The 22,976-nt window shown below is 34.1% G+C and carries 26 protein-coding genes and 1 pseudogene; 9 read left to right on the top strand and 18 right to left on the bottom strand.

The window, feature by feature from the left end; translation table 11 throughout:
* Window positions 1-4: 4 nt before the first annotated feature.
* Window positions 5-463, bottom strand: a complete 459-nt coding sequence (locus FNJ88_RS08680; protein ID WP_143852806.1) for a lipocalin family protein — start codon at window positions 461-463, stop codon at window positions 5-7.
* 106 nt (window positions 464-569) lie between these two features.
* Here FNJ88_RS08680 and FNJ88_RS08675 point away from each other — a divergent pair, with 106 nt between their 5' ends.
* Together FNJ88_RS08675 and FNJ88_RS08670 are read left to right on the top strand one after the other, a co-directional pair.
* Window positions 570-1,322 carry a glycosyltransferase family 2 protein gene (locus FNJ88_RS08675; RefSeq protein WP_143852805.1) on the top strand — a complete coding sequence of 251 codons (753 nt, stop codon included), beginning with the start codon at window positions 570-572 and terminating at the stop codon, window positions 1,320-1,322.
* Entirely contained in the window at window positions 1,322-1,933 is a 612-nt protein-coding gene (locus FNJ88_RS08670) for a deoxyuridine 5'-triphosphate nucleotidohydrolase (RefSeq protein ID WP_143852804.1), read from the top strand. The genes FNJ88_RS08675 and FNJ88_RS08670 overlap by 1 nt, the downstream gene beginning before the upstream one ends.
* Window positions 1,934-1,936: 3 nt before the next feature.
* Here the strand turns inward: FNJ88_RS08670 and FNJ88_RS08665 are convergent, their stop codons facing one another.
* The 7 genes from FNJ88_RS08665 to FNJ88_RS08635 form a co-directional block, all read right to left on the bottom strand.
* Entirely contained in the window at window positions 1,937-2,572 is a 636-nt protein-coding gene (locus tag FNJ88_RS08665) for a sigma-70 family RNA polymerase sigma factor (protein ID WP_143852803.1), read from the bottom strand.
* Window positions 2,573-2,577: 5 nt separating this feature from the next.
* Window positions 2,578-2,967: a hypothetical protein gene (locus tag FNJ88_RS08660; RefSeq protein ID WP_143852802.1), complete on the bottom strand. Its 390-nt coding sequence runs from the start codon at window positions 2,965-2,967 to the stop codon at window positions 2,578-2,580.
* 75 nt (window positions 2,968-3,042) lie between these two features.
* The gene (locus tag FNJ88_RS08655) at window positions 3,043-4,290 is read right to left on the bottom strand and encodes a 3-deoxy-D-manno-octulosonic acid transferase (protein WP_143852801.1); all 1,248 of its coding nucleotides are present in this window, start codon (window positions 4,288-4,290) and stop codon (window positions 3,043-3,045) included.
* A complete protein-coding gene (locus tag FNJ88_RS08650) occupies window positions 4,287-4,769 on the bottom strand; it encodes a DUF1648 domain-containing protein (protein ID WP_143852800.1) in 483 nt (160 codons plus the stop codon). Before FNJ88_RS08650 ends, FNJ88_RS08655 begins: the two co-directional genes overlap by 4 nt.
* Before the next feature lie 48 nt (window positions 4,770-4,817).
* Window positions 4,818-5,528 (bottom strand): C40 family peptidase, encoded by a 711-nt coding sequence (locus tag FNJ88_RS08645; protein WP_143852799.1) that lies wholly within the window; start codon window positions 5,526-5,528, stop codon window positions 4,818-4,820.
* A 16-nt stretch (window positions 5,529-5,544) separates the two neighbouring features.
* Window positions 5,545-6,192 carry an O-methyltransferase gene (locus FNJ88_RS08640; RefSeq protein ID WP_143852798.1) on the bottom strand — a complete coding sequence of 216 codons (648 nt, stop codon included), beginning with the start codon at window positions 6,190-6,192 and terminating at the stop codon, window positions 5,545-5,547.
* Window positions 6,193-6,288: 96 nt separating this feature from the next.
* Window positions 6,289-7,125 (bottom strand): OmpA family protein, encoded by an 837-nt coding sequence (locus FNJ88_RS08635; RefSeq protein WP_143852797.1) that lies wholly within the window; start codon window positions 7,123-7,125, stop codon window positions 6,289-6,291.
* Window positions 7,126-7,214: 89 nt separating this feature from the next.
* Here FNJ88_RS08635 and tilS point away from each other — a divergent pair, with 89 nt between their 5' ends.
* From tilS to FNJ88_RS08620, 3 genes are all read left to right on the top strand, one after another.
* A complete protein-coding gene (tilS, locus tag FNJ88_RS08630; RefSeq protein ID WP_228414503.1) occupies window positions 7,215-8,516 on the top strand; it encodes a tRNA lysidine(34) synthetase TilS in 1,302 nt (433 codons plus the stop codon).
* Between the two features lie 28 nt (window positions 8,517-8,544).
* Window positions 8,545-10,614 (top strand): protein-disulfide reductase DsbD family protein, encoded by a 2,070-nt coding sequence (locus tag FNJ88_RS08625; RefSeq protein ID WP_143852796.1) that lies wholly within the window; start codon window positions 8,545-8,547, stop codon window positions 10,612-10,614.
* Window positions 10,615-10,805: 191 nt separating this feature from the next.
* Entirely contained in the window at window positions 10,806-11,621 is an 816-nt protein-coding gene (locus FNJ88_RS08620; RefSeq protein WP_143852795.1) for an alpha/beta hydrolase, read from the top strand.
* Window positions 11,622-11,666: 45 nt separating this feature from the next.
* On the opposite strand, the gene FNJ88_RS08615 is transcribed toward FNJ88_RS08620, so the two are convergent.
* The 7 genes from FNJ88_RS08615 to FNJ88_RS08585 form a co-directional block, all read right to left on the bottom strand.
* Complete coding sequence (locus FNJ88_RS08615) at window positions 11,667-12,401, bottom strand: YggS family pyridoxal phosphate-dependent enzyme (RefSeq protein WP_143852794.1); 735 nt, start codon at window positions 12,399-12,401, stop codon at window positions 11,667-11,669.
* A complete protein-coding gene (locus FNJ88_RS08610; RefSeq protein WP_143852793.1) occupies window positions 12,401-13,147 on the bottom strand; it encodes an AAA family ATPase in 747 nt (248 codons plus the stop codon). The genes FNJ88_RS08615 and FNJ88_RS08610 overlap by 1 nt, the downstream gene beginning before the upstream one ends.
* A gap of 197 nt (window positions 13,148-13,344) precedes the next feature.
* Window positions 13,345-14,172, bottom strand: a complete 828-nt coding sequence (locus tag FNJ88_RS08605; RefSeq protein ID WP_185145796.1) for a GLPGLI family protein — start codon at window positions 14,170-14,172, stop codon at window positions 13,345-13,347.
* Window positions 14,162-15,271, bottom strand: a complete 1,110-nt coding sequence (locus tag FNJ88_RS08600) for a hypothetical protein (RefSeq protein WP_143852791.1) — start codon at window positions 15,269-15,271, stop codon at window positions 14,162-14,164. Before FNJ88_RS08600 ends, FNJ88_RS08605 begins: the two co-directional genes overlap by 11 nt.
* Before the next feature lie 130 nt (window positions 15,272-15,401).
* Window positions 15,402-16,250 carry a helix-turn-helix domain-containing protein gene (locus FNJ88_RS08595; protein ID WP_143852790.1) on the bottom strand — a complete coding sequence of 283 codons (849 nt, stop codon included), beginning with the start codon at window positions 16,248-16,250 and terminating at the stop codon, window positions 15,402-15,404.
* A 213-nt stretch (window positions 16,251-16,463) separates the two neighbouring features.
* Window positions 16,464-17,369 carry an IS1595 family transposase gene (locus FNJ88_RS08590; RefSeq protein ID WP_143852789.1) on the bottom strand — a complete coding sequence of 302 codons (906 nt, stop codon included), beginning with the start codon at window positions 17,367-17,369 and terminating at the stop codon, window positions 16,464-16,466.
* A 220-nt stretch (window positions 17,370-17,589) separates the two neighbouring features.
* On the bottom strand, window positions 17,590-18,093 hold the full coding sequence (locus FNJ88_RS08585) for a hypothetical protein (RefSeq protein ID WP_143852788.1): 504 nt from the start codon (window positions 18,091-18,093) through the stop codon (window positions 17,590-17,592).
* A gap of 144 nt (window positions 18,094-18,237) precedes the next feature.
* Here FNJ88_RS08585 and FNJ88_RS08580 point away from each other — a divergent pair.
* Window positions 18,238-18,750: pseudogene (locus FNJ88_RS08580) on the top strand (ferritin-like domain-containing protein).
* A 154-nt stretch (window positions 18,751-18,904) separates the two neighbouring features.
* A complete protein-coding gene (locus FNJ88_RS08575) occupies window positions 18,905-19,693 on the top strand; it encodes a copper resistance protein NlpE N-terminal domain-containing protein (protein WP_143852787.1) in 789 nt (262 codons plus the stop codon).
* Window positions 19,694-19,775: 82 nt separating this feature from the next.
* Here FNJ88_RS08575 and FNJ88_RS08570 read toward each other — a convergent pair whose 3' ends face one another.
* Window positions 19,776-20,303 (bottom strand): hypothetical protein, encoded by a 528-nt coding sequence (locus FNJ88_RS08570; RefSeq protein WP_143852786.1) that lies wholly within the window; start codon window positions 20,301-20,303, stop codon window positions 19,776-19,778.
* A gap of 163 nt (window positions 20,304-20,466) precedes the next feature.
* Between FNJ88_RS08570 and FNJ88_RS08565 the strand changes: the two genes are divergently transcribed.
* Entirely contained in the window at window positions 20,467-20,688 is a 222-nt protein-coding gene (locus FNJ88_RS08565) for a PspC family transcriptional regulator (RefSeq protein ID WP_143852785.1), read from the top strand.
* Between the two features lie 44 nt (window positions 20,689-20,732).
* Window positions 20,733-21,245 carry a GNAT family N-acetyltransferase gene (locus FNJ88_RS08560; RefSeq protein ID WP_143852784.1) on the top strand — a complete coding sequence of 171 codons (513 nt, stop codon included), beginning with the start codon at window positions 20,733-20,735 and terminating at the stop codon, window positions 21,243-21,245.
* A gap of 128 nt (window positions 21,246-21,373) precedes the next feature.
* Here the strand turns inward: FNJ88_RS08560 and FNJ88_RS08555 are convergent, their stop codons facing one another.
* Entirely contained in the window at window positions 21,374-22,105 is a 732-nt protein-coding gene (locus FNJ88_RS08555; protein WP_143852783.1) for a cupin domain-containing protein, read from the bottom strand.
* A gap of 85 nt (window positions 22,106-22,190) precedes the next feature.
* Window positions 22,191-22,922, bottom strand: a complete 732-nt coding sequence (locus FNJ88_RS08550) for an SIMPL domain-containing protein (protein ID WP_143852782.1) — start codon at window positions 22,920-22,922, stop codon at window positions 22,191-22,193.
* Between the last annotated feature and the right edge of the window lie 54 nt (window positions 22,923-22,976).

Here is a 22,976-nt window from a genome sequence, read left to right as displayed (position 1 = left end):
GAAATTAGTTTGCCACTTTGGTCGCAGAAATCTCCACTTTATTTACAATTGCTGGGTTGCTCCGATCCACATAATTAACGACTAAATTAGTATTCGTCAAGGTCGAAACTACACCTTCCATTGTGTTGTTATTGATGGTAATCGTAAATAGTTTGGTATCTGGATTATAAGTGTACGCAAAATCTAAATTTAGCGCTACGGCACAAGTCCCGGTTGCATCGTCCCAGTAAGTTGCGTTACCAGTCGCATTGTTGTTAAATAGCAACCTTCCTTTTTTCTGACAATCGTTCGTGACAATTGTGGTTGTTGTACTGTTGCCATTTTCAGTTGCAACAGATACAATTTTATCTGGTCGCCAATTTCCAGTAAGCATGAGTTGATCAGAGTTTGAATCTGAATCACTCCGGCAACTGGTTAATAATGCGAAAATTATTGCTGTACTTATTAAAAATAACTTTTTCATAATATTTAAATTTTGTTATGTACTGCATATGAGCCAAGTTTTATGCCATTTAATTTTTAGCATTTGTATAATATTCAATTATCTTTGCTTTGAAATACATTATAAAATGCCCGAAGTTTCAATTATTACTCCTTGTTATAATTCAGCAAATTTTTTAAACGAGACCATTCAATCAGTTACTAACCAATCATTTACCGATTGGGAATGGCTGATTACTGATGATTGTTCGTCGGATGATTCTGTTGAAATTATCATGAAAATTAATGACCCGAGAATTATTCTCACGATTGCAGAAAAAAATGGCGGTGCTGGCCACGCCCGCAATTTATCTTTAGAAAAAGCCACTGGCAAATACATCACTTTTTTAGATGCTGATGATTATTGGGAACCAAATTTTTTAGAGGAAATGGTTTCATTCATGAAAAAAGAAAAAGCAGAACTTGCCTATTCAAACTATGCAAGATGCGATGAAGACTTAACTCCTAAGATTGCAGATTTTCAGGCAGACAAAGAAGTAACTTTTGATAACTTATTAAAAACTTGCCGTTTATCATTATTAAGTTCGATGTACGATTCTGAAAGAGTTGGTAAAGAGTTTTTTCCACCAGGAAGTAAACGAGAAGATCACGTGATGTGGCTGAACTTATTGAAGAAAATTCCGGTCGGAAAGCCTCTGCCAAAAACAATGGCAAAATATAGAATGCACGCCACCAGTATTTCGCGAAGAAAAACCAATATTATGAAGGATCAATATTTAGTATATAAAAATCACATGAAGTTTTCTACGCTAAAATCTTGGTACTATACTACTAATTGGGCTTTGAACGGATTTATGAAATATTCAAAAATATTTAATTAATGGAATATTCGAAAGAATTTAAGGAAGCGATTTCCAATTTCTCCTCTCAGGAAAAAGACAAACTCATTATTCGTTTGCTGAAAAAAGACAGAATTTTATCACACCGTCTCTATTTCGAATTGATTGATGAAGAAACTGCCGATGACAAACGAAATCAAATGGAAGAACTTATTAAAAATGAAGTTAAGCAAGCCGCAAAAAGGTTTGGACGAACTAAATATTTTCTACCAAGCATTCGAAAAATTAGTGCGAAAATAACAGAACACGTCAAAATTACCACCGATAAATTTGGAGAAGTTTCGTTGACTCTTTTATTAGTCAGTGAGACATTAAGCCATTTACCCAAAACTCACGATCATTATAAATTATATATTTACTTACTGAACAAAATCTTTAGATCTTTGGTCTTAACTTTAAAGTTGGATCCTGATTATTTTTTGGATTTACGGGAAAATTACAGCGCTGTTCATCAGCAAATATTAGGAAGTAAAGGTTTGGAAGAACTGGCATTGCATAATGGATTATTTTTAAACTGGCTAGAAGCCGATAACATTCCAGATAATATTGATTTAATTTTAAAAGGAATTAAAGCAGAAGGTTTGTTGAAGTAATAACTAAGAAATTGCCTTCATCACACGATCCACCATTGCATCGCAATAGATTAAATTAAATTCGAAAATCTCTTCCTTGTTATAGAATTTTTCAATCTCTGCTCGTAGATAGGTTTTGGCTCTATTGAGTCGAACTTTGACGTTGCTTTCGGTAATTGATAAAATCTCCGATGTTTCAGCGACACTTAGTCCATTAATTTCCCTTAACGTAAATACGGTTCTGTAATCCTCCGGAATATGGAGTAAAGCTTTTTCTATCACTGAATTTAATTCTGTATTCATAACATTATGAGCGGTTTCTACACTGCTTAATTTTTCAAAAGCGGGAGTATTGTTTTCAAGCGATTCTACATTTTTCGAAGTCCATTTCTGAGATTTTCGATAACATTCATTCACCATAATCTTCGAAAGCCAGGTTCGAAAAGACGATTTATTTTTAAATTGATAAAGATGCGTATAAGCCTGAACATAAGAGTCCTGCATTAAGTCTTGCGTATCTTCATGACTGAACCGATACATCTTTCCAATCCGATATAAATACGGATTATTTCGTCTGATGATTAATTCGAACAGTGCAGTTTCTTTATTAAGAATCCTTTGAATCAATTCCTGATCTGAGTATTGAGCGTTTGTATTCATTAATATTATTTATTATCGAAAATCACTGCTAATCTCGCCATCGAAAACGCAGATATCGCCATTACTAAATCTCTAACCGCGACGTCGGCATACTTCCATCCTACTAACAAAGTTAAAGCAATTAGCGTTAACCAAGCCGAAACTATTAATCCACCAATTTTAGGTTTCATAAAAACTAAAATCCCAGCAACAATCTCGATTACACCAACAATCATCATAAAAGTAGCTCCTGAAAACGGTAATAAATCCAACATCATCGGATTGATATATTGGGTCCAGTCACACAGAATATTGCAAAATTTGTCAAGCCCTGCCACAATCGGAACGACGGTGAAGGTTAATTTTAAAAGATTAAAGATAGGTGCGACGTGAGATTTTACGGCTGTTGAGTCCATTTTGTTTTATTTATATTAATAATTGATTTCTACTTTAATAGAGTTCAACACTAATCAAAAGGTTACAAAATAATTTTAAAGCTGTTGCTTCCTGACAATTTGTTCCACGATTATTTCAGACGCAATAGGCTGTTCTTCAATAAAGTTACGGGCGTTATTTCCCATCCTTGCGAGAGAGACATCATCGTTTAATAAATTCAAAAGATAGGGTGCTGCAAAAAATTCATCTTCAAAAGCCTTACCTCCATTTCTGGCAATTAATTCATCTGCTTCTGGATTCTTGGTGTACTGATGGCCAAAGAAGACCGGAATTCCAAATGTAGCAGCTTCTAAAATATTATGAAGGCCCTTCGAATGGAAGCCACCGCCAATAATTGCTAAATCGCCATAAGAATAGAGTTTAGAAAGCAAGCCGATACAATCAATAATCAGAATCCTTACGTTGAAAAAGTGTAACGAGCTATTTTCAATAATCTGGGAATATAAAATTGCAGACGGAAAAATTGATTGTAAATGCGCTACTCTTTTTAAATCATGAGGCGCAATAATTAATTTAATATTTTTGTTTTGTGAAAAAATGATCTCTGCCAAACGTTCCTCTGCCTCCCATGAGCTCCCGAATATGATTGTCTTAAAATCCTGTTTAAATTCCTTGATAAAGTCAACCGAGTTGTCTCTTTCGCGAAGTTGACGAACCCGATCATATCGGGTATCACCAGCAGTAGAAGAATTTTTTAATCCAATTCCTTTTGCTAATGCGGTAGAATGCGAAGTTTGATGAAAAAACCAATCCACGTTTTTCTTTAACTGTCTCACAAACCAGGCTCCGTACGCTTTAAAGAACACTTGCGTTTCATAAAATAAAGCAGAAACTACATAAATCTGTGCTCCCTGTTTTTTGAGTTCCTGTAAAAGGTGATACCAATATTCATATTTTACCGTGAAAAATAGATCGGTTTTAAAATGAGCTGTAAATTCTTTCACCCATTCTTCAGTATCAAACGGAAGATAGCAAATTACGTCTGCAATTGTATTTTTCTTAATCACATTATCATAACCGGAAGGAGAAAAAAAAGTAATAAGGATTTTATGATTTGGGAACTTAACCTTCATTTTTTCAAGGACCGGTAGCCCCTGTTCATACTCGCCCAAACTCGCAGCATGCATCCAGATCACCCGATCTTCAGATGAGAATTTCGATTGTACGATCGTACAACTCTGTCTTCTTCCAGCTAATCCTTTCTTTAATTTATAATTAAAGATAGCTCCAACACGCATGGCTGAAATTAGAAGTCGAATAAATATATTGTAAATGAATTTCAATTTGTAGAATTTTGGGAACGATCTCTTTTAGAAATAATATTGGAATAAATCAAAATTCCTACAACTCCTACAATTAACAGAATAACTAAATAATTAATGATTGGACTTAAACCATCCGCTTTTCCTAGTCCAACCGAAATACTTTCTGAACTGATAACTGCTAACATAAGCATCACTACCAAGTTCATAGAATCTATTATTAAAGAAGCATTGACTGAGTCTTTTACATTCTGAGGCATATTGAGTAAGCTTGAGTTTTTATTCTTTGAAACCAAATAAAGCAAAAGATAAAGAAATGTTGCAATTCCTGCTAATACCCAAATCATCATTTTGGGTGCGAAGCCATCAGGATTTCCATGAAAGTCAAAATGTATAGGAATAATCTTTGGTAACTCACGGTAATGAATGAAAATATAATCCCAAATAAAAATCAGCAGACAAAAAGAAGTAATCTTAAGATAAAAAGGAAGTTTTTTCATGATACAAAAAATAAAGATCTGCTCTAAAAGTAAGCATATATTTCATTTTTAAAAAATGCTGCGCAAAAAACGCAATTTATGGGTATGCTTATTCAGGTCTTTATTAAATATTCCGGTAGAATCCAAAGGATCTATTCTCACTTTCCCAAAGGAGTGAATGATCTCGCTATTGTTCAGCATTAATCCTACGTGTGATATTAGACCATCTTCATTTTCAAAAAATGCTAAATCCCCAGGTTTACTCTCTTCCACAAAACTCAAAACCTCTCCTAATTCTGCCTGTTGATAAGCATCTCTAGGTAAAACAATGCCGTGAGTTTTATAAATTAACTGAACAAATCCGCTGCAGTCTACGCCGAAAAAACTTCGGCCACTCCAAAGATAAGGCACATTCAAAAATTGCAGTGCTGTTTCTGAAATACTTTTACTTGTTAAGACTGGAGCACTTCCCATTTCAGAATTCACTTCACTACCCATAGAAAGCAGCATTTTACCCTGTGATGTATTATACGTTTCAAATATATTATTGACGAGCTTTGTACGTCTTTTCTCAAAATATTCGTCTGATATCTTACCCATTTGCTGTGCATCTACCCATCCTTGGTAATCATCATAATGCATCCTAACCTTTAGAAATTTTCCATCAGTTTCCAAAATATCTGCAGTTTCCCCATACAGAAGTTGCGAGGTCATCTCTGACTGATGAGATTGTTCTGCTCGAAGTGGCGCAACTGCAACTGTGCAAATTCCTTTATTCATTAGTGATCGTACCGTTTTATTTTTTTCTGATTAGGTGAAGTCCGTCACGCAAAGGTAAAATAAGATTTTCGAAATCTTCATCTTTTGAGATGATCTCATTAAGTTCTTTTATGATCTGCGTAGATTTTAATTTAGGATTTTCTTCTAAAACTTTCCCATACCACAAGACGTTGTCAAAGAGAATCACTGCTCCACGTTCTATTCTTGGCTTTAATAATTTAAAATATTCTACGTAATTTTCTTTATCCGCATCGATGAATACAAAATCAAAAACTTCCTCCGTTTCTTTCAAAAATAAGTGGGCATCTATTAATTGAAAATCTATTTGAGTCGAAAATTCACTTTCGTTAAAATACTTTTTAGGAAGGTAAGAGAGTTCTTCATTAATATCCAAAGTTGTTATTCTGCCCTGGTTCACTAAGCCTTCTGCAAGACACAAAGTTGCATAACCCGTGAAAGTTCCAATTTCTAAAATATTTTTCGGCCTCGCGATTTTCGCTAAGATTGACAATAATCTCCCTTGCAAAGCTCCGGAAATCATGTGAGGTTGCGTTGTCTTTTGAAAAGTCTCTTTCCGTAACCTTTTCAAAATCTCTGGTTCAGCAGAAGTATGATCCTCTAAATAACGATCCATTTCTGGAAGCTGTTCTTCAAAAAAACCCATTTAATATTAATTTTAAATCAAATTTAAACATTTAAAACAAAAAACCTTGTCGAGGGTTTAATTCCTGACAAGGTTTCGTACTATTTTAATGGTTGCTTAGTTTTTTACTGGAGCAACATCCATCAATTTCATGAATTCATCTAATTTAGGCATAATGATGATTTCTGTTCTTCTGTTTTCTGCTCTTCCAGAAACTGAAGCATTGGTCGTTTTTGGGTTATACTCACTTCTTCCACCGGCAGTAATTCTGGCTGGATTCACGCCGAATTTTGACTGAAGCACTTTCGCCATTGAAGTTGCTCTCAAAGCAGATAAATCCCAGTTATCTTTTGGTAAGTTATTAGAAGTTAATGGAACATTATCCGTATTACCTTCAATCAATACTGAATAAGTATCGTAATCATTAATTACTTTCGCAACTTTTCCTAAAACGTCCTGAGCTGCTGGCAGAATGTTATAATCTCCAGTTTTGTACAACATATTGTCAGACAAAGAGATCATTACGACTCCTTTCAGAACTTTTACCTGCACATCATTATCCGCGATATTATCTAAAGAACGTTTCAATTTGTTAGATAACGCTAAATTCAAACTGTCATTTTTGGAGTTGGTAGAAATCAACTGTTTGATATATTTATTAGAAGAATTAATCTCGCCAATCAGTTTATCAATGTTGGCAGACCCTTTTCCACTATTTGCTAAACAAGCATCAAGGGAGGTTTTTAGAGCATCATTCTGACGGTTCAACAAAGCATTTTCACTTGTCAAACCAGCATTAACCCCTTTTAAATCCTGAATTTCACGTTGTCTCTCACCTACATTGGTGATACACTGGTTGTAATTCGTATTCAAGGCATCAAACTGCTTTTTGCTTACGCAAGAAGTCATCATGACTGCCATTCCTAAAACGGCTCCAATTTTTCCTAATCTCATAATTTTCAATTTTATCAACCAAAAATAGGTATTTCAATATCAATAGAAGAATTATCTTTGCTAAATATTCCTTAATAAAACCTTAAAAATTGCTTAATCCAGAGTCTTTCCTGCAATCACTATCAAAACTCGAAACAAACTACCAATCGTCTAAATACCTTTTGGCAGTAAGTGGTGGTGCCGACTCGATGGTATTGATGCAACTGTTCAATTCAGTAGGTTTATATTTCGAAGTTGCGCATGTGAATTACGGCTTGCGAGCACAAGATTCTGAGAAGGACCAAAAATTGGTAGAAAAGATCTGTAAACAGAACAACATTCCTATGCATTTGTATAAGGTAACAGCGAAAGACAAAAAGCCAGAGAACTCTATTCAGGATTGGGCGAGAACTGTTCGCTATGATTTTTTCAGAACAACTCAAAAGGAATATAATCTGGATTTCATTGTTACTGCACATCATCTAAATGACCAACTAGAAACCTTTCTCATCAATCTCTCAAAAGCTTCCGGAATAAATGGTTTAACAGGAATTCCAGCCAATGAAAATAAGCTTTTGAGACCACTTCTTCGGTTTACTAAAGAAGATATTTATGATTTTGCAAAACAAAACCAAATTGATTTTCGTGAAGATCTATCCAATCAGAAAAGTGATTATTTAAGAAATAAAATTAGGAATAAAATAGTCCCTGACTTACTACAAGTAAATGAAAACTTTCTGGAAAACTTCAGTAAAAGTCTAAATTATCTACATCAGACTAAAAAATTTGTGCATGAACAGATTTCAGCTATCGAAAATAAAATAACTACCAAAGATGAGCTATATCTAAGTATTGATAAAAAAGCATTTAAGAAACAAACTGCTTTTGTACAATTTGAAATTCTACGTAAATATGGCTTTACGGATCTTTTAGAAATCGAAAAAATCAACAGAGCAGATACGGGAAAGAAATTTATTTCCAGCCAATATGAATTAGTAATAGATCGCGAAACGTACTTTATAAAAACTTTAGCAGCAGAAACCTCGTATATCACTAATGCAGAGTTCACTTTGGAGTGCAATGCTCAAAATGAAATTAATATTCCCTTCCAATTTAATAATAAAACTAATGGTGAAGGAGGTGTCGTTTGGAAATTGAATAAAGAGAAAGTCCACTTACCTTTAAAATTAAGGCAAAAAAAAGAGGGTGATTTTTTTCATCCGATAGGAATGATTGGTAAAAAGAAAATCTCAAAATTTTTTAAGGATGAAAAAATACCTATTTTAGCCCAACAAAAAACTTGGCTTTTGTGCGACGCGGATGAGCAAATTCTAGGAATTATTCCTTTGCGCCAAGATCGCCGATTTTTAGCAGATAACGAATCAGCAGAAATAATCACTGTAAAACTATAGCAATCCTGATTGCAAAAAATCTAATCATATGAAATTTAAAAATTGGTTTCTCTTAATTCTCTTGTTCCTTTTTCAAGGGATAACCGCCCAAATTAAAGATCCGGTAAAATTCAAATACAATGTCAATGCTTTAGCAAACAATGAATATGAAGCTGTTTTAACAGCCTCTATCGATAAAAACTGGCATATCTATTCAAAAGATCTACCTCCCGATTCTGGGATTCCAACCGAAATGAAACTAACGTCCAAAGAAGGAATTGACCTCATCGGAAAAGTTCAGGAATTAGGTAAAAAGCACGATGAGTTTTCGGAAGCATTTGGTGCTCAAATCGTTTACTATTCGGATAAAGTTTTATTTAAACAAAAATTCAAACTTAAGAATAATGCAAAACCTGCGAATGTAGTTGCAGAAATCACCTATCAGACTTGTGATGACCGAGTTTGCTTGGCACCAAACACCTTAGAGTTTGAACAGAAAGTAACGCCAACCGCAACGGTAGACACAAGCACTACTCCTGAAGAAGTACTTGCGCCGCCCATTGACGCCGAAAATGCAGACAGCATCAGAACGACTGATATTGAAGCGACCAATATTGTTGCACCGGTTGCAACCACTCAAGATGGGTTAAAGGTGAAATCTTTAGACTTCGCTCACCCACAAACAGATTGCGGAATCACACAAGAAAAAAATTCAGAAAATTTCTGGACGTATCTATTATTAGGATTTTTCGGTGGATTAATCGCTTTGTTAACACCTTGCGTTTTCCCAATGATACCATTGACTGTTTCTTTCTTTACAAAAGGGTCCAAAGACAAAGCGAAAGGCAAGAGAGATGCATTTATATATGGATTCTTTATTTTGTTAATTTTCGTACTATTAAGTGTTCCGTTCCATATTATTGATGGAATTGCAGGAAATATCTTTAATCAGATCTCCACTAGTGTCTGGCTGAATGTGGCATTCTTCCTGATCTTTCTATTTTTTGCAGGAAGTTTCTTCGGATATTATGATATAACACTGCCAAGTTCTATTGCTAATAAATCTTCAAAAGCAGAAGATGCAGGTGGAATTATAGGGATCTTTTTCATGGCGCTGACTTTGGTGATCGTATCATTCTCATGTACAGGACCAATTTTAGGAAGCTTATTAGGAAGTTCTCTTACTGGTTCCGCAAACATTCCAATGTTACTTACTTTCGCGCTCGCCGGATTTGGATTAAGTTGGGCGATTGTCTTCGGATTGTTAGCATTATTCCCACAAGCATTACAAAGCTTACCAAAATCTGGTGGCTGGATGAATACCGTGAAAGTAGTTTTAGGATTTATTGAATTAGGTTTGGCCTTAAAATTCTTGTCAAAAGCAGATCTGGTTTCAAAAACATTCTTACTGAAAAGAGAATTGTTTATTGTAATCTGGATCTTGATTTCGATCGGTTTAGTTCTTTATCTATTCGGAAAAATCAGATTCCCACATGATGACAAGAATGCAAAAATTTCTATTACGAGAAAAATAATTGGTGTTTTAGGAATTGGTTTCATCATTTATCTGGTTCAGGGGTTATTCCCTGCAGAGCGTCCAAGACTTCAAAATTTAAGTGGAATTTTGCCTCCAATTAATGTAAGCTACTTGCATAATGAAGGCGATGGAATCCTTGGAATGCATCCCGAACACGATTACTTCAAAGCCATTGAAATTGCTAAAAAAGAAAACAAACCAATGTTGATCGACTTCACGGGTTATGGTTGTGAAAACTGCCGAAAAATGGAAGAATATGTTTGGAGCGAACCAGACATTCTACCGATACTGCAAAATGAAGTTATTATGGTTTCTCTTTATATTGATGACAAAGAAGCGCTACCGGAAAGCGAACAGACATCAATTGATATGGGCAATGGACAGAAGAAAAAGATTAAGACTATTGGTGATAAATGGAGTTTGTTCCAACAGATCAACTTTAATAATAATTCGCAGCCCCATTATGTTTTGGTTTCTCCAGACGGCAAAGTAATTAACACTCCTGTTTCTGGCTACATGCCGAAAGAAGATTTTAAAAACTTCCTGGAATGTGGAATTGCTTTTTTCAAAAAAGGAAAGTAAGACAATAAAATGAAATAAGATGTACTTTTGTACTAATTAAAAAAAAACCGGCAGTGATGTCGGTTTTCTTTGGTCGAAAAAATTCCACTTTCCCTGAAAAAAAACTGTTCAGAATCGAATATTTACCATTCAGTATCATTATTTTTGAAAAACAAATGATGCCGCATATCTTCGTATAACAAATAATCAAAATGAAAACAAAAATCTTATTCCTGCTACTGATCATCCTCCAGTTCAATCTTGCGAAAGCACAAATGGATGATAAATTCTATTACCCTGAAAAAAAATTAAAACCAATTGAGTGGGCTAATACTGAAGAGGTAAAATTAGCTGTAGAAAATGACACCATTACCGCGGTCATTCTAAAGCCAGCTCAAAAACCCAAAGCAACAATTTTCTATTTTCATGGTGCAGGTGGTAACCTTTCTTATTACGCACCCATTATCACTCCCTTGGTCAAAGACAATTTTCAAGTTGTACTCGTAGATTTCAGAGGGTATGGAAAATCGACAGGAAAACCTTTGCATAAAAACATCGCGGAAGACGGTGAGAAATTTTTTGTAGAACTTTCGAAAAAAGAGGGAATAAAAAACACTAAGAAAGTTATTTATGGTGCTTCCATCGGAACACAAATCGCCACCCTGTTAGCAAAAAACCATCAAGATGAAATAAGTGGATTGGTACTGGAAGGAGCAATGGCTTCTTTTGGTGATATTGCGGCATTCTATTCTCCTGAATTTAAAGATTTCTTATTGAACAGTTACATTTCTCCCTATTCTGCAAAGGAGGATATTAAGCTCATTCATCAAATTCCAAAATTATTTATTCACAGTAAAGAAGACAAAGATGTTCCTTTTGCTCAAGGAGTGACGGTCTTTACTAATGCAAGTGAACCAAAACAATTTTTGGAATTTAGTGGCGAACATTTATTCGCTTTAAAATATGAAAGTGCAAAAATTCTGGAAAGCATTAATAAGATGGTCGTAGGGAAAAAGAATAAAAAATAAGATAATTTTGATCTTAAAATGGTAATAACCGGCAGTAATTGTCGGTTATTTTTTATTTTCATCCCAGTAATAGCTGTCTGGATAGATTCTCTGTCCAAAGATGGCCGTGCCTACTCTTACAATTGTGGCACCTTCTTCAATCGCTGTTTCTAAATCGCCACTCATTCCCATTGAGAGTTCTTTCATTTCTACATTTGGAATATCAAGAACAATTACTTCCTGTTGAATTTGTTTGAGCAATCGGAAACACTTCCTAACTTTTTCAGTTTCGGCACTGAATACACCAATCGTCATCAATCCTTTTATTTTTAAAGTTTCAAATTTGGAAACTTGACAGATCAGTTCAACAGCGTCATCGGGATGTACCCCGAATTTGCTTTCTTCATCGGAAGTATTAACCTGAATTAAAACATCCATTGTTTTTTGCTCATACAACAATCTCTGATGCAGTTTTTGCGCTAAATCCAAACGATCGAGTGACTGAATACAGCTAACGTCGCACCTTAAAATATCCTTAATTTTGTTGGTTTGCAGATGCCCAATGAAGTGACTCTCATGAGGAACAGATTTTAAAGATTCGTATTTCTCTTTCAGTTCCTGCACTTTATTTTCTGCTATTAAAGGCTGACCTGCGTTAATTGCAATTTTGATGTTTTCTGCAGATACTGTTTTCGTAGCAAGCAACAACCGTACCTCATTCGTATTTCGATCGCTTTCAATACAGGCATTTTCTATCCGCTGAAGAATAAATTTCAGATTTTCTACAATTGATTCTGCCATTATTCTACTGATTTTTCTATTTGGGCTAATTCGTCCAGATGATCTAACTTTTCGAAATGCTCAATAAGTAAAGATTTAATACAGGTAAATGCATAATCTTTGGCTTCGGCAAAAGAGATATTATATCGTCTTTCGAAATGCTGCATCTCTGCGGGAAATGGCAGTAAAATCTTATCGTAATAGGTATCTAAAATGTCAGAAGTTGGCATTTCGAAATTAATCCGCAGTTGAAATCTCCGCATTAAAGCGGTATCAATAATTTCCGCATGATTGGTAGCTGCAATTAGCAAGGCATTTTCCGGGAAATAATCAATCAGTTGAATAAGGGTGTTGACCAACCTTCTCATTTCGCCAACATCCTTATCATCACTACCTCGCTCTTTTCCTATTTGATCAAATTCATCCAAGAAAAGAACAGCTTTTTCCCGCGTTGCTTTATCGAAAATCTGTTTTAGGTTTTGGGAAGTTTCACCAATTCTGGAACAAACTACATTGCTCAAATTTAGGATCAAGATGGGTTTTCCTAATGCATTTGCGATTGCCTTGGCTGTAGTAGTTTTGCCACAACCGGAATGTCCTTGCAGAAGAATTTTGTTATTAACAGGTAATCCGTACTTTGTAAGCTCATCAACATATTTATATTCTTTGATTAGCTGCTCTATATTTTGCTGATTATAATTATTAAGAAAAACATCATCTAAAGAAACCTGCTCTTTATCGTGAATAATAAGATCAAAAACATTCATGTGGGAAAATATCTAGAACACAAATTTAAGGAAGATATGTGAGATTGGATTGCAGGCGGGAATGATAAATATTATTCACACGGATTGCACAGATTTTCACAGATAAATGCATTTTGCTTCTTTATCATTAGAACAATTAGAATGAAATAATTTTTAGGTTTCTCAAAAGAATATGTGAAATCTGTACTTTGGAAACTTTAGGGATACAAAATCGCCTTATCCAGTTCAATCGGATTATTATATTTTTTAATTGTATTCCTTAATCGCTCATTCACTTCTCGGCTGTTCGTTGAGTTTACATTTGTGCCATCGTTTAAATAGAACTCATTGTTTTTTAAACTTCCAATTCCGTTTTTTATAAAATTTATAGGCGATTCATAAAATTTAATTTTCGCGTTTTTAAATTTTTGCCAAGTAACCGGAACGCTCATTTGGTAAGCCATTTCAATATATTGGTTTTCTGCTGACTCTTTTATATTTTCAGATTTTACTAATGAAAATTTGTAATTGTTTTTATCATCCGCGATTTCAACAATAAGTCCAGGCAAACCATGGAATTTATATGGTCCTTCTTGAAAAGGGATTTCTTTGGCAAACCAGGCTATCCAGTTTCGACCGCCCCAATTCGTTGTGGCTTTCTGAAGCGTCAAATCTTTTACCTGCTTTTTTTCAGAGGTTAATAACCAGTTTTGGGAATCTGTGGTTTGGAGATTTAGAACTGTATTTTCGAGTAAATCATATTCTTCAAAACTTGAACTTCCTTTCTTATGTTTAATAATTGTTGAAGTATTTAGTTTCATATCTTTAGGAAACGGAAAATTATTCACAATCAAAGAATCTGCAATAAAGAAATCCCTCGTATAATAAAGAACCTCATCACCAGAAATATCAAGATGGTAATTTTCTTTGGTGGTCATTTGAGAAGTTGAATCTTTTTTATATTCAACGTCATAGATGAATCGGTGCGTTTGCGCTGATGCGTAAAAACTTAAGAGTAAAATAAAAAATGTAATATTAGTTTTCATCTGCTTTTTCATTTATAAAATCTTGTTCTTCTTTACTTAAATCTACCTGTCCTTTGTCGTCATTGATCTTCATATCTTTCCAGAAATAACCGTTAATTTCAACGGAATTTTCCACTCCAATTTCTTCAGTAGGTTTAAAATTTTTGAAAATGATATCTCTGGCATTTCGATATTCGAAAACTTTATCACCCATTGTGTATTTAATTCCTTCATATTTAATGTTAATTTTAGATGGCACATATTTTTCTCCACTTTTATAAAAATCAAAAACATACGTTCCGTTCGGTGGTTGGTATTGGTAATTATTTCCGTCTGCATCTTTTAGTTGATTTGGCTTATAACTCCTTTGATCAAAATTCATTTCATAATACGTAATTGCACGATCTTTTTTATTGAAAATTATTTTACCACTATAGATTTCATTATTTTCAGTTTTTATCTTGTAAGAAATTTCCTGTTCGAATTCATTTTCGTAAAGTAGTTTACCCGAGGTTACCGCATTTTTATTTTTACTGCGTCGCATCATATAAAAAAGTTCATAATCAAAAAACATACTTCCGACAGGTTCATGACTTACTTTTTGTGGTTTTACTTTAATATTAAAGTCATTGTTTTCCAATTTTAAATATCTCAGGGTGTCAATTTGTAATTGCACAAAATTTTTATGTTTTCCATTAAATGCTTCTTTTGCATTATATTGTCCATCTCGGGTCCAAAATTTCCCGTCTGCTACTACCAATAATTTCATTTTATTATTTTCAAATCTTTTTTGAGAATAAGTGACATCGTACATCGCTGGTTGATTATAATAACGCTTTTCATAATTCTTATAAACATCAGTGAAAATTTTCTTAACATCAATCGAGACTATTTTAATCTCGTCGATATCACTGTAAAGTGGCTTTAGTTTAATTATAGATTGCTGTTTTGGACTTTTCAAGGATTCATATCCAGCGACCGAAACTTCAAATTGTTTCGAATCTTTTGGTAAGGAAACAACACCATCATCATTGCTATAATAAATTTGATGATCATGGATAATTCTTGCACTGGGAATTGCAGTTCCTGTTTCTGCATCCACGATTTTCGTTTGCTTCATCTTTTGAGAAAAAACCACAGACGAACAAAAAAAGAAAATGAGTAAAAAGTATTTCATCGGTTTAAAAGTATATCTGCAAAAATATACTTCTACGCTATAACGAAATTGTAAAAATGTAAATTAAAATGTGTTAAAGCATAAACCACACATTATTCTTTTCCAAATCGGTATTTTGAAAAAACTCTTTGGGTGAAAAAGTAGTAAGTCCTTTAAAATCACGATTAAAGTGTGATTGATCAAAGAATAAATTTTCGTACGAAACTTCTGTAAGCGTAGTATTTCTGTTTTTCATCATTGTTAATGATTTCCTAAAACGAGCAATCTTTCTAAATTCAGATGGCGATTTTCCTAATTTTAATTTGATATACTGATTCAGATATTGTCTGGAAATATCATTTTTAAAAGCAATCTCTTCGATACCTAAATCGGTTTCCAAGTCATTTAAAAGATTTTCGATTAAACCTTCATCACTTGATTGAAATAGATATAAAAGTTGATCTTCGATATATTTAACCTGAGCATCTCGGTCGAAGATTTCAAATACTTTAAAAAATAAATTTTTAAACTCTGCAAAGGGATTAAAATTCAACATCGATTTCTTATGATAAAAATCCTCCATATTTTTAAAGAAAAAGTTGATTCCATTTGGCTTAAAATAAATAGTCAATTCCTCGACTGGTTCTAAGTAAACAACATTGAGCGGTTCCCGATACTGGAAGGTAAGACTGGAAATCTGATTTTTATGCTGTGATTTTTTTATTTCTACTAAACCACCTGTGATGTTGAGTTCAACATTGTTCAATAAAGACAAAATGCAATAATTGTTAGGAAAGGTATAATATTCGAAAGGGTATTTCTTATCCGTTCGAATAAAGTAAAACCCTTCGATATACTGTGCTAGAACTGGAGATCTTGGATGATAGAAATCTGCGGCCATAAATGATTGGTAAGTGTAACAACACTTATATTTATTTTGCATTAATCAGTTATAATTAAATGATAAAATTGAATAGTATTTCGTTAATTAATACTAAATCTTTGCGGACGAATTTTACAAATTTACACAGAGAAATTTTTTTCATTTGATATTTACAAAACTGGATTGAAAACAACTCTATAAATGGAAATCTACAGACTTTTCAACTCATCTGTTTAAATTCGTATAAAAAAAATAATGTATATCCGTTTTTCATCATACTCCTGTAATGCTTGCTATCACAAGTCTATCGAACAGTTTATCTTCAAAATATCTCCGATTTAACTTATGAACAAACTCATTTAGATAAAGTTGAAGGTTTTTGCGTTTTATTTTGTGGTAATTTCCTAATAAATTCCTTTTCGCATTACTGATAAATATGTGAACCCAACGCAAAGTATCTTTTGTAGTTTCTTTCGAAGATTTTTCTGAAATATGAATTTCTACAAGTTGTGATATATCAACATATGACGTGCTTTGATCTGTAAAAACTATGCTGGATTCTGCCAAAGATTCTTTAATAGTCTCATTAATTCCCTCTGCTGTATGATCTTCTAATACTATTGCTTTAAAATATCTACAAGATTTCGATGTCTCTCCCGTTTCTATATTTTCTAATGGCGTAGATTCCGCCATCACTGCAACATTTTGCTTTCCAACTGCACCTCTTCCACGAATCCCTTTCTCTTGTTCCAGTTCTCTAGATTCAACTGTAAAATACCCTTCATCCATTTCAATCATGCCCTCTAAAGTGTATCTTTCATCTCGTTTTCCCATCGCTTTTCTCAATTTGTGCATCATGGCCCAAACTGGCTCATAGCGCTTCAAACCTAATTGCCTTTGCATTTCTTTAGCAGAAAATCCCTTTTTTGTAGCGCTCATTAGAAAAATTGCCTTGTACCAAACTAAAAAGGACAAATTTGAATTTTCCAAAATGGTACCACTTCTTAGTGTAATCCGCTTATTACAAGACTTACATTCATAACTCAACCTGCTTTTGATCCAGAAAAAATCTGTCTTTCCACATTTACAAGAGACTCCAATTTTATCTCGCTCATTCTTAAAATGCTTCACACAATCTTCTTCACTACTAAACTCCGCTCCAAAACTAAAAATATTCATCTTAATGATTTAATTATCAAACAAATATACAAAATTATGCGAAGTTACGGACATGCATAAAAAAAATAACCAACGATTAACGTCGGTTATATTTAATGAAAAATTTAATTTGTTTTAGCCTGGATTGAAGTGCAAATGCTTTTTTATATCAGCAAAAAAGATTGCAACGGAAAGCCGGACTGATTGTGGAAGAAGCTCTATATGTACGGCTCCTAAAATTTTAATTAACAGGAACGCTGCTAAATCCAACAGAAGTTTTTACAGAAATATCAGAAGTAGGAGATTGTTTTAATACATATACTAATCTTTGCTGTACACTTCCTGACTTCATCATATTATCTAATGTTTGCGAACTGCTTACATCTAATGAAAGTGAATTTCCTACATTATCTGGAATATCTTCACGGGAAGCAACTAATACCTCATTGTTACCATTCGTAGAAAGATAAACTTTCACTGATTTAAACATTCCAACACTGGTATTAGAACCTACAGAAAGGGTTGCGTTGGAAATACGGATATCTTTCACATTTGCACCAGAGCCCGTAAGCTGATTAATACTTTGCGAAGGTGAAACTGCGGATAAAGTAGTGTTCGCTGGGGATCCAGAAGTTACTAAAACCGTTGCAGTATAAGGAAAGGTATTTTGTAAAATTGAAGAAACTGTTGAACAGCTTACCATAGTTGCAGTGGCAACGACGGCTGATAAAAATATGTTTTTCATAATAGTAATTTTTAATTAATGGGTCATATTCAGAAACTATACCAATTTTGCAGTTTAACATAAGATTAACTTTCAAGTTCAGATTATGGAAGGGATATTGCGTAGTATGTCTAGAATAGCATTACTAACATTAAAAAAAATATTATGATTTCCGAAAAAATGAAAAATTCTGACTTTCACAAATTTTTTGTAGATGAATTAAAAGATTTGTACTGGACAGAAAATGCATTATTAAAAGAACTTCCTAAAATGCAGGAAGCATCTACCGGTAAAGAATTAGCAGAAAGCTTTGGCAAGCATCACGAAGAGACCAAACAACATATTTCCCGCCTGGAAAAAGTATTCGAAAGTTTATGAGAAAAAGCAGAAGGTGTAAAATGTGAGGCGATGGCTGGAATTCTAAAAGAAGGACATTCTATTATTGAAGACACTGCAAAAGATACGATGACCAGAGATGCGGGCTTAGTATTGGCTGCTCAAAAAGTAGAACATTACGAGATTGCAACTTATGGAACTTTAAAAGTTTTTGCAAGCCACATGGGACATAAAGAAGAAGAAAGATTATTAGCAGAAACACTTGACAATGAAAAAGCAACCAACGGAACGCTAACCGGACTTGCGGAAAGATTCATTAATAAAGAAGCCGTAGCAGAATAAAGCCCGATGAAAGAAAATTGAAAAACCATCCTTAAATAAAGGATGGTTCTTTCATTTTTAACCGGAAACAAACTTTGTTATTTTGCGATGTTGCAAACTATACCAATAGGAACACCATTGCTTAGGTACCATTTCAATAATTAAATTTGACCTTATGAAAAATAAAATTCTAAAACGTCTCACCTCGATTCCAGTGGCCACTCTATTTTTGCTTTTTGTACTTTATTCTTGTAAAGTTCAAAATACGGAAGTATCACCCATTCCCGATCCGGCACATACCGCACAAAATTCATTAGACTATGATGGAATATATCGTGGGACAATTCCCTGTGCAGATTGTGAAGGAATAAAGGCTACGGTTTATCTGATGAGAAACAATACTTTTAAAACAGTATATGAATATTTAGGAAGAGACGTTAAACCATTTGAAACGAGTGGGAATTTTACCTGGAATGAAGAAGGAAATACAGTGAGTTTAAAATCAGCAAACGATGTAACCAGTTATTTTGTGGGAGAAAATACTTTGACGCAACTGGACCAAGAAGGTAAAAAAATGACGGGCGCATTGGCTTCAAAATATGTTCTGTCGAAAGATAATTATAGCATTCTGCACAGAAAATGGAAATTGATTGAATTAGATGGAAAATCAAGCACGAGCCAAAGCATGCAAAAAGAGGCCTACATTCAATTCTCCGATACTGACAATCGGTATTCTGCCAACGGTGGTTGTAATACCATGTCGGGAACTTTTGCTACTGAGTCTAACAATCGTCTAAATCTAGGAGTAGGAATGAGCACGTTGATGGCTTGTCAAGATATGACCATGGAGAAAGAACTTAGTAAAGTATTAAGTACGGCAGATCGCTTCCAGATCGACGGAAATCATTTAGTTTTGCTGAAAGGAGAACGATCTTTAGCAAAATTTGTAGCACCGGTAAATTAGGATCCGAAATAATAAAAACAGAAACCATCTCGAGGTCGAGATGGTTTTCAATTTTAGCTTATTACAATTTTATGCAAGGATTTTATCTGAGACTTACTGTAAACTTTCCCGTTGCCTCCCCTGAGGCCATATTACTTTTTGCAATAATGAGCCAGATCTCCCCATTTTCTTTGATGAAGTAAGAAAGCTCTCGACCGAAAGGTCCATCATATTCCCCATTTGCCATTTTAATTTGGTTAAAACGAATGTTCATTTTTGAACTTTCTGGATTGATAGTTCCGGAAATCTCTTTGCCTTGAAAATTTTTGATTTTAATGATCAGTTGTTCATCCGGCGAGGTAAATTCATCATAAATACTTAGAGGAATCATATCTCCATTAATGGTTTTTATAATTTTATTTCCCTCAACCACACGGAATATTTTTGATATACTGTCCGTTTTTTCAGTAGTGGGGACCTGCACTACTCCATTTTCGGCTGAGTTACTATCTGCTTCACCTAAATTGCCATCAATAGCCTGCGTTGTGTCTGGAGAATGTTGAGTTGAAACAGACTCTTGTTTATTACATGAGAATATAATCAGAAGAAGGAAAATTGCTAATTTTTTCATATCGTGAGTGTTTTGATGGCTTGATGATGTTAGCTATCAGCTAAAACTATTCCACAGCCATGATTCTTTACTTTTAAAATTAGAAATACAGGCAAAACCTCTCTGTTTTTAAAAAATTAAAGCAAAAATAAGTACCTTTGAATGTTGATAACAACACAAAGAAATGCTAAATAATTTAAGACATTCTATCGAAAGACAATGGTTCGGCGTGCTCACCAGAATGGGTGCGACCTTGGGAATTCCAGTTTCTAAATTGCGGGTTTTTTTCATCTACTCCACCTTTGCAACTGCAGGCGTATTCTTTCTGATCTATTTAGGACTGGCTTTTACGCTTTGGATCAAAGATATGTTCATCACAAGACGACCGAGCGTTTTCGATTTATAACAACTCCATTACTTTTTTGCAAGTATAAAATTTGATATTTTACTATGGAATATTTAGAGGTCAGTTTATGCGATGATTTTCGTGCGGTAGAAATCTACAGGAATTACTGTCAGACATTTCCTGCTGATGAACGAAGAAGTGATCCACAGTTTCGTGCTTTATTCGCAAATCCAAAAGTGAAAATTTTTGCAGTTTTAGATCACCTTCAAGATGTCGGCTATCTCATTTGCTGGGAACTGACAGATTTTGTTTTCCTGGAACATTTTGAAATCTTCTCTGATTTCCGAAGTAAAAAATATGGTTCACAGATTATTGCAGATCTTATTAAGAGATATTCGCGGATTGTTTTAGAAGCTGAACCTTCAGATCTAAATGAGGACGCAAAAAGAAGAATTTCTTTCTATGAAAGAAATGGTTTTTCAATCATCGAAGAGGCATATATTCAACCTGCGTACGATACCGAAAAAAAGCCTTTAGACCTTTGGCTTCTGGCAAACTGGAAACCAGAGAAAACAGATTGGATTAAAGAGGAACTTTACGATGTCGTTTATTGCTAATTAACTGATACATTATGCAGTTTTCAAAGTTTATTTCTCGTCATCAAAATAAAAAAATGATATTGCATCTCAAGACTTCTTAATGCAATATCATTTTATTTTTTAAACTTCTATGTTGATATTTACTTCTATTTAGCATTCATAGAAAGGGTGAGAAGAAAGAAACTATCTTTCAATGCAGTTACGCTATGAACAATATTTTCGTGCAAGGCTATCATTTTCCCTTTCTCCAAAATACAACTTTGCTCTTCTGCACTAAAATTTATCTTCCCTTCTAATACTTGAACACTAATTACTCCATTTGCCTTATGAGGTTTTAGTTCAGCGTTTTCATGCAATCCCATTAACACGATTCTCATTGTTTTAGATTTGAAAATGGTCAACGAATTTCGGTCGCTTTCCTTCCACGTAACTTCGTTTTTTATTTGAGTAATAAAACCATCTAAATTCATTTCCAATAATGGTGCATCTATAACCCGATCTCCTTCCGGTCGAAGTGGTGTGGCTTCATTTGACTTGCTTTCAGGAGAAGCAGGAACAGGGTGCGTTTGCAATTTCTCAATCACCTTTGCCGTAGCTTCGTCTGATGAAATTCCGTATCCATTGACCAAAGTACCTTTGATGTTGAATTTTGGAGAAGAAATGACATATAAAATTGACTGATCATCTGGATTCGATTCTCCTTCAAAACGATATACTTTCTCAATATGAAATTCACTTGGTGACAGTTTCACATTCGTCTGATGACATACAATGCATTCTTCCTGAATATTAAAATCATGGATATAACCTATTTTGATCAAGCCATTTATCGTTTCTGACAGTGTTCCGAAACTTTCATTTAAAAGATCTTCGCTCATTTTTTTAAGGTATTTATTAGTATGTTGTTTATTAGAAAGAAGAGCAGTATCTGATTTTTCACAAATAATGACCTGCTATCTTTTTTTAATTGACTTCATATTCCAGTTTAATGGTGATACTCGCCTCTTTATCTTTGGAAGAGGTATTAAATGTGCCACCATAGGAATATTCTTCGGTAGAATTAGGTGCAGTAATTTGAGTAACGCCCATGGTTGCTTTCTTCAGATTACCTAATTTTGAACCTGCATTCTCTGCAATCTTCTCCGCTCGTTGCTTCGCATCCTTGGTCGCATCCGCAATCATTTCATGTTTTACATCGGCTAATTTGGTGTAAAAATAATTAGGAGATGATGATGTGAACTCAATTCCTAAATTAATAATTTCTGTAATGTTACGGGAAAGGTTTTCGACTTTCGCCACATCTTTGCTATCAATTGATACCGTTTGTGAAAGCTGATAACCAGAAAAAGTTTGAATACTTCGACCATTGGCATCACTGCCATAATTAAATTGCTTCTGAATATCTACAGCCGAAAAAACCATTTGTGCCTTCGGGATTCCTTTTGAAACCAAATAGTTTTCAATCACTTTTTTATCGTTAGCGAGTTCATCGTAAGCAGACTTCAATTCAAAACTGTTCCGTGAGAAATTGCCGCTCCACGCAATCAAATCAGAAGTAAATTTGTTAGTTCCTAAACCAGTTACAGAAATTGTATTATCTGACTTATTTCTATTTTTAATGGCATTACCGAGGATTGCAACTCCGATAATGAAACCCAGTGCAGCAATGGCGATAGTAATGATATTTTTGTTCATTTGTTTTATGATTTAGGGTGAAATTTATCCTTAAAGGTACGGATTTTTGATTTG

Source organism: Chryseobacterium sp. SNU WT5 (genome assembly GCF_007362475.1).
Classification (GTDB): Bacteria; Bacteroidota; Bacteroidia; order Flavobacteriales; family Weeksellaceae; genus Kaistella.
This window is presented reverse-complemented; position numbering and strand designations above follow the sequence as displayed.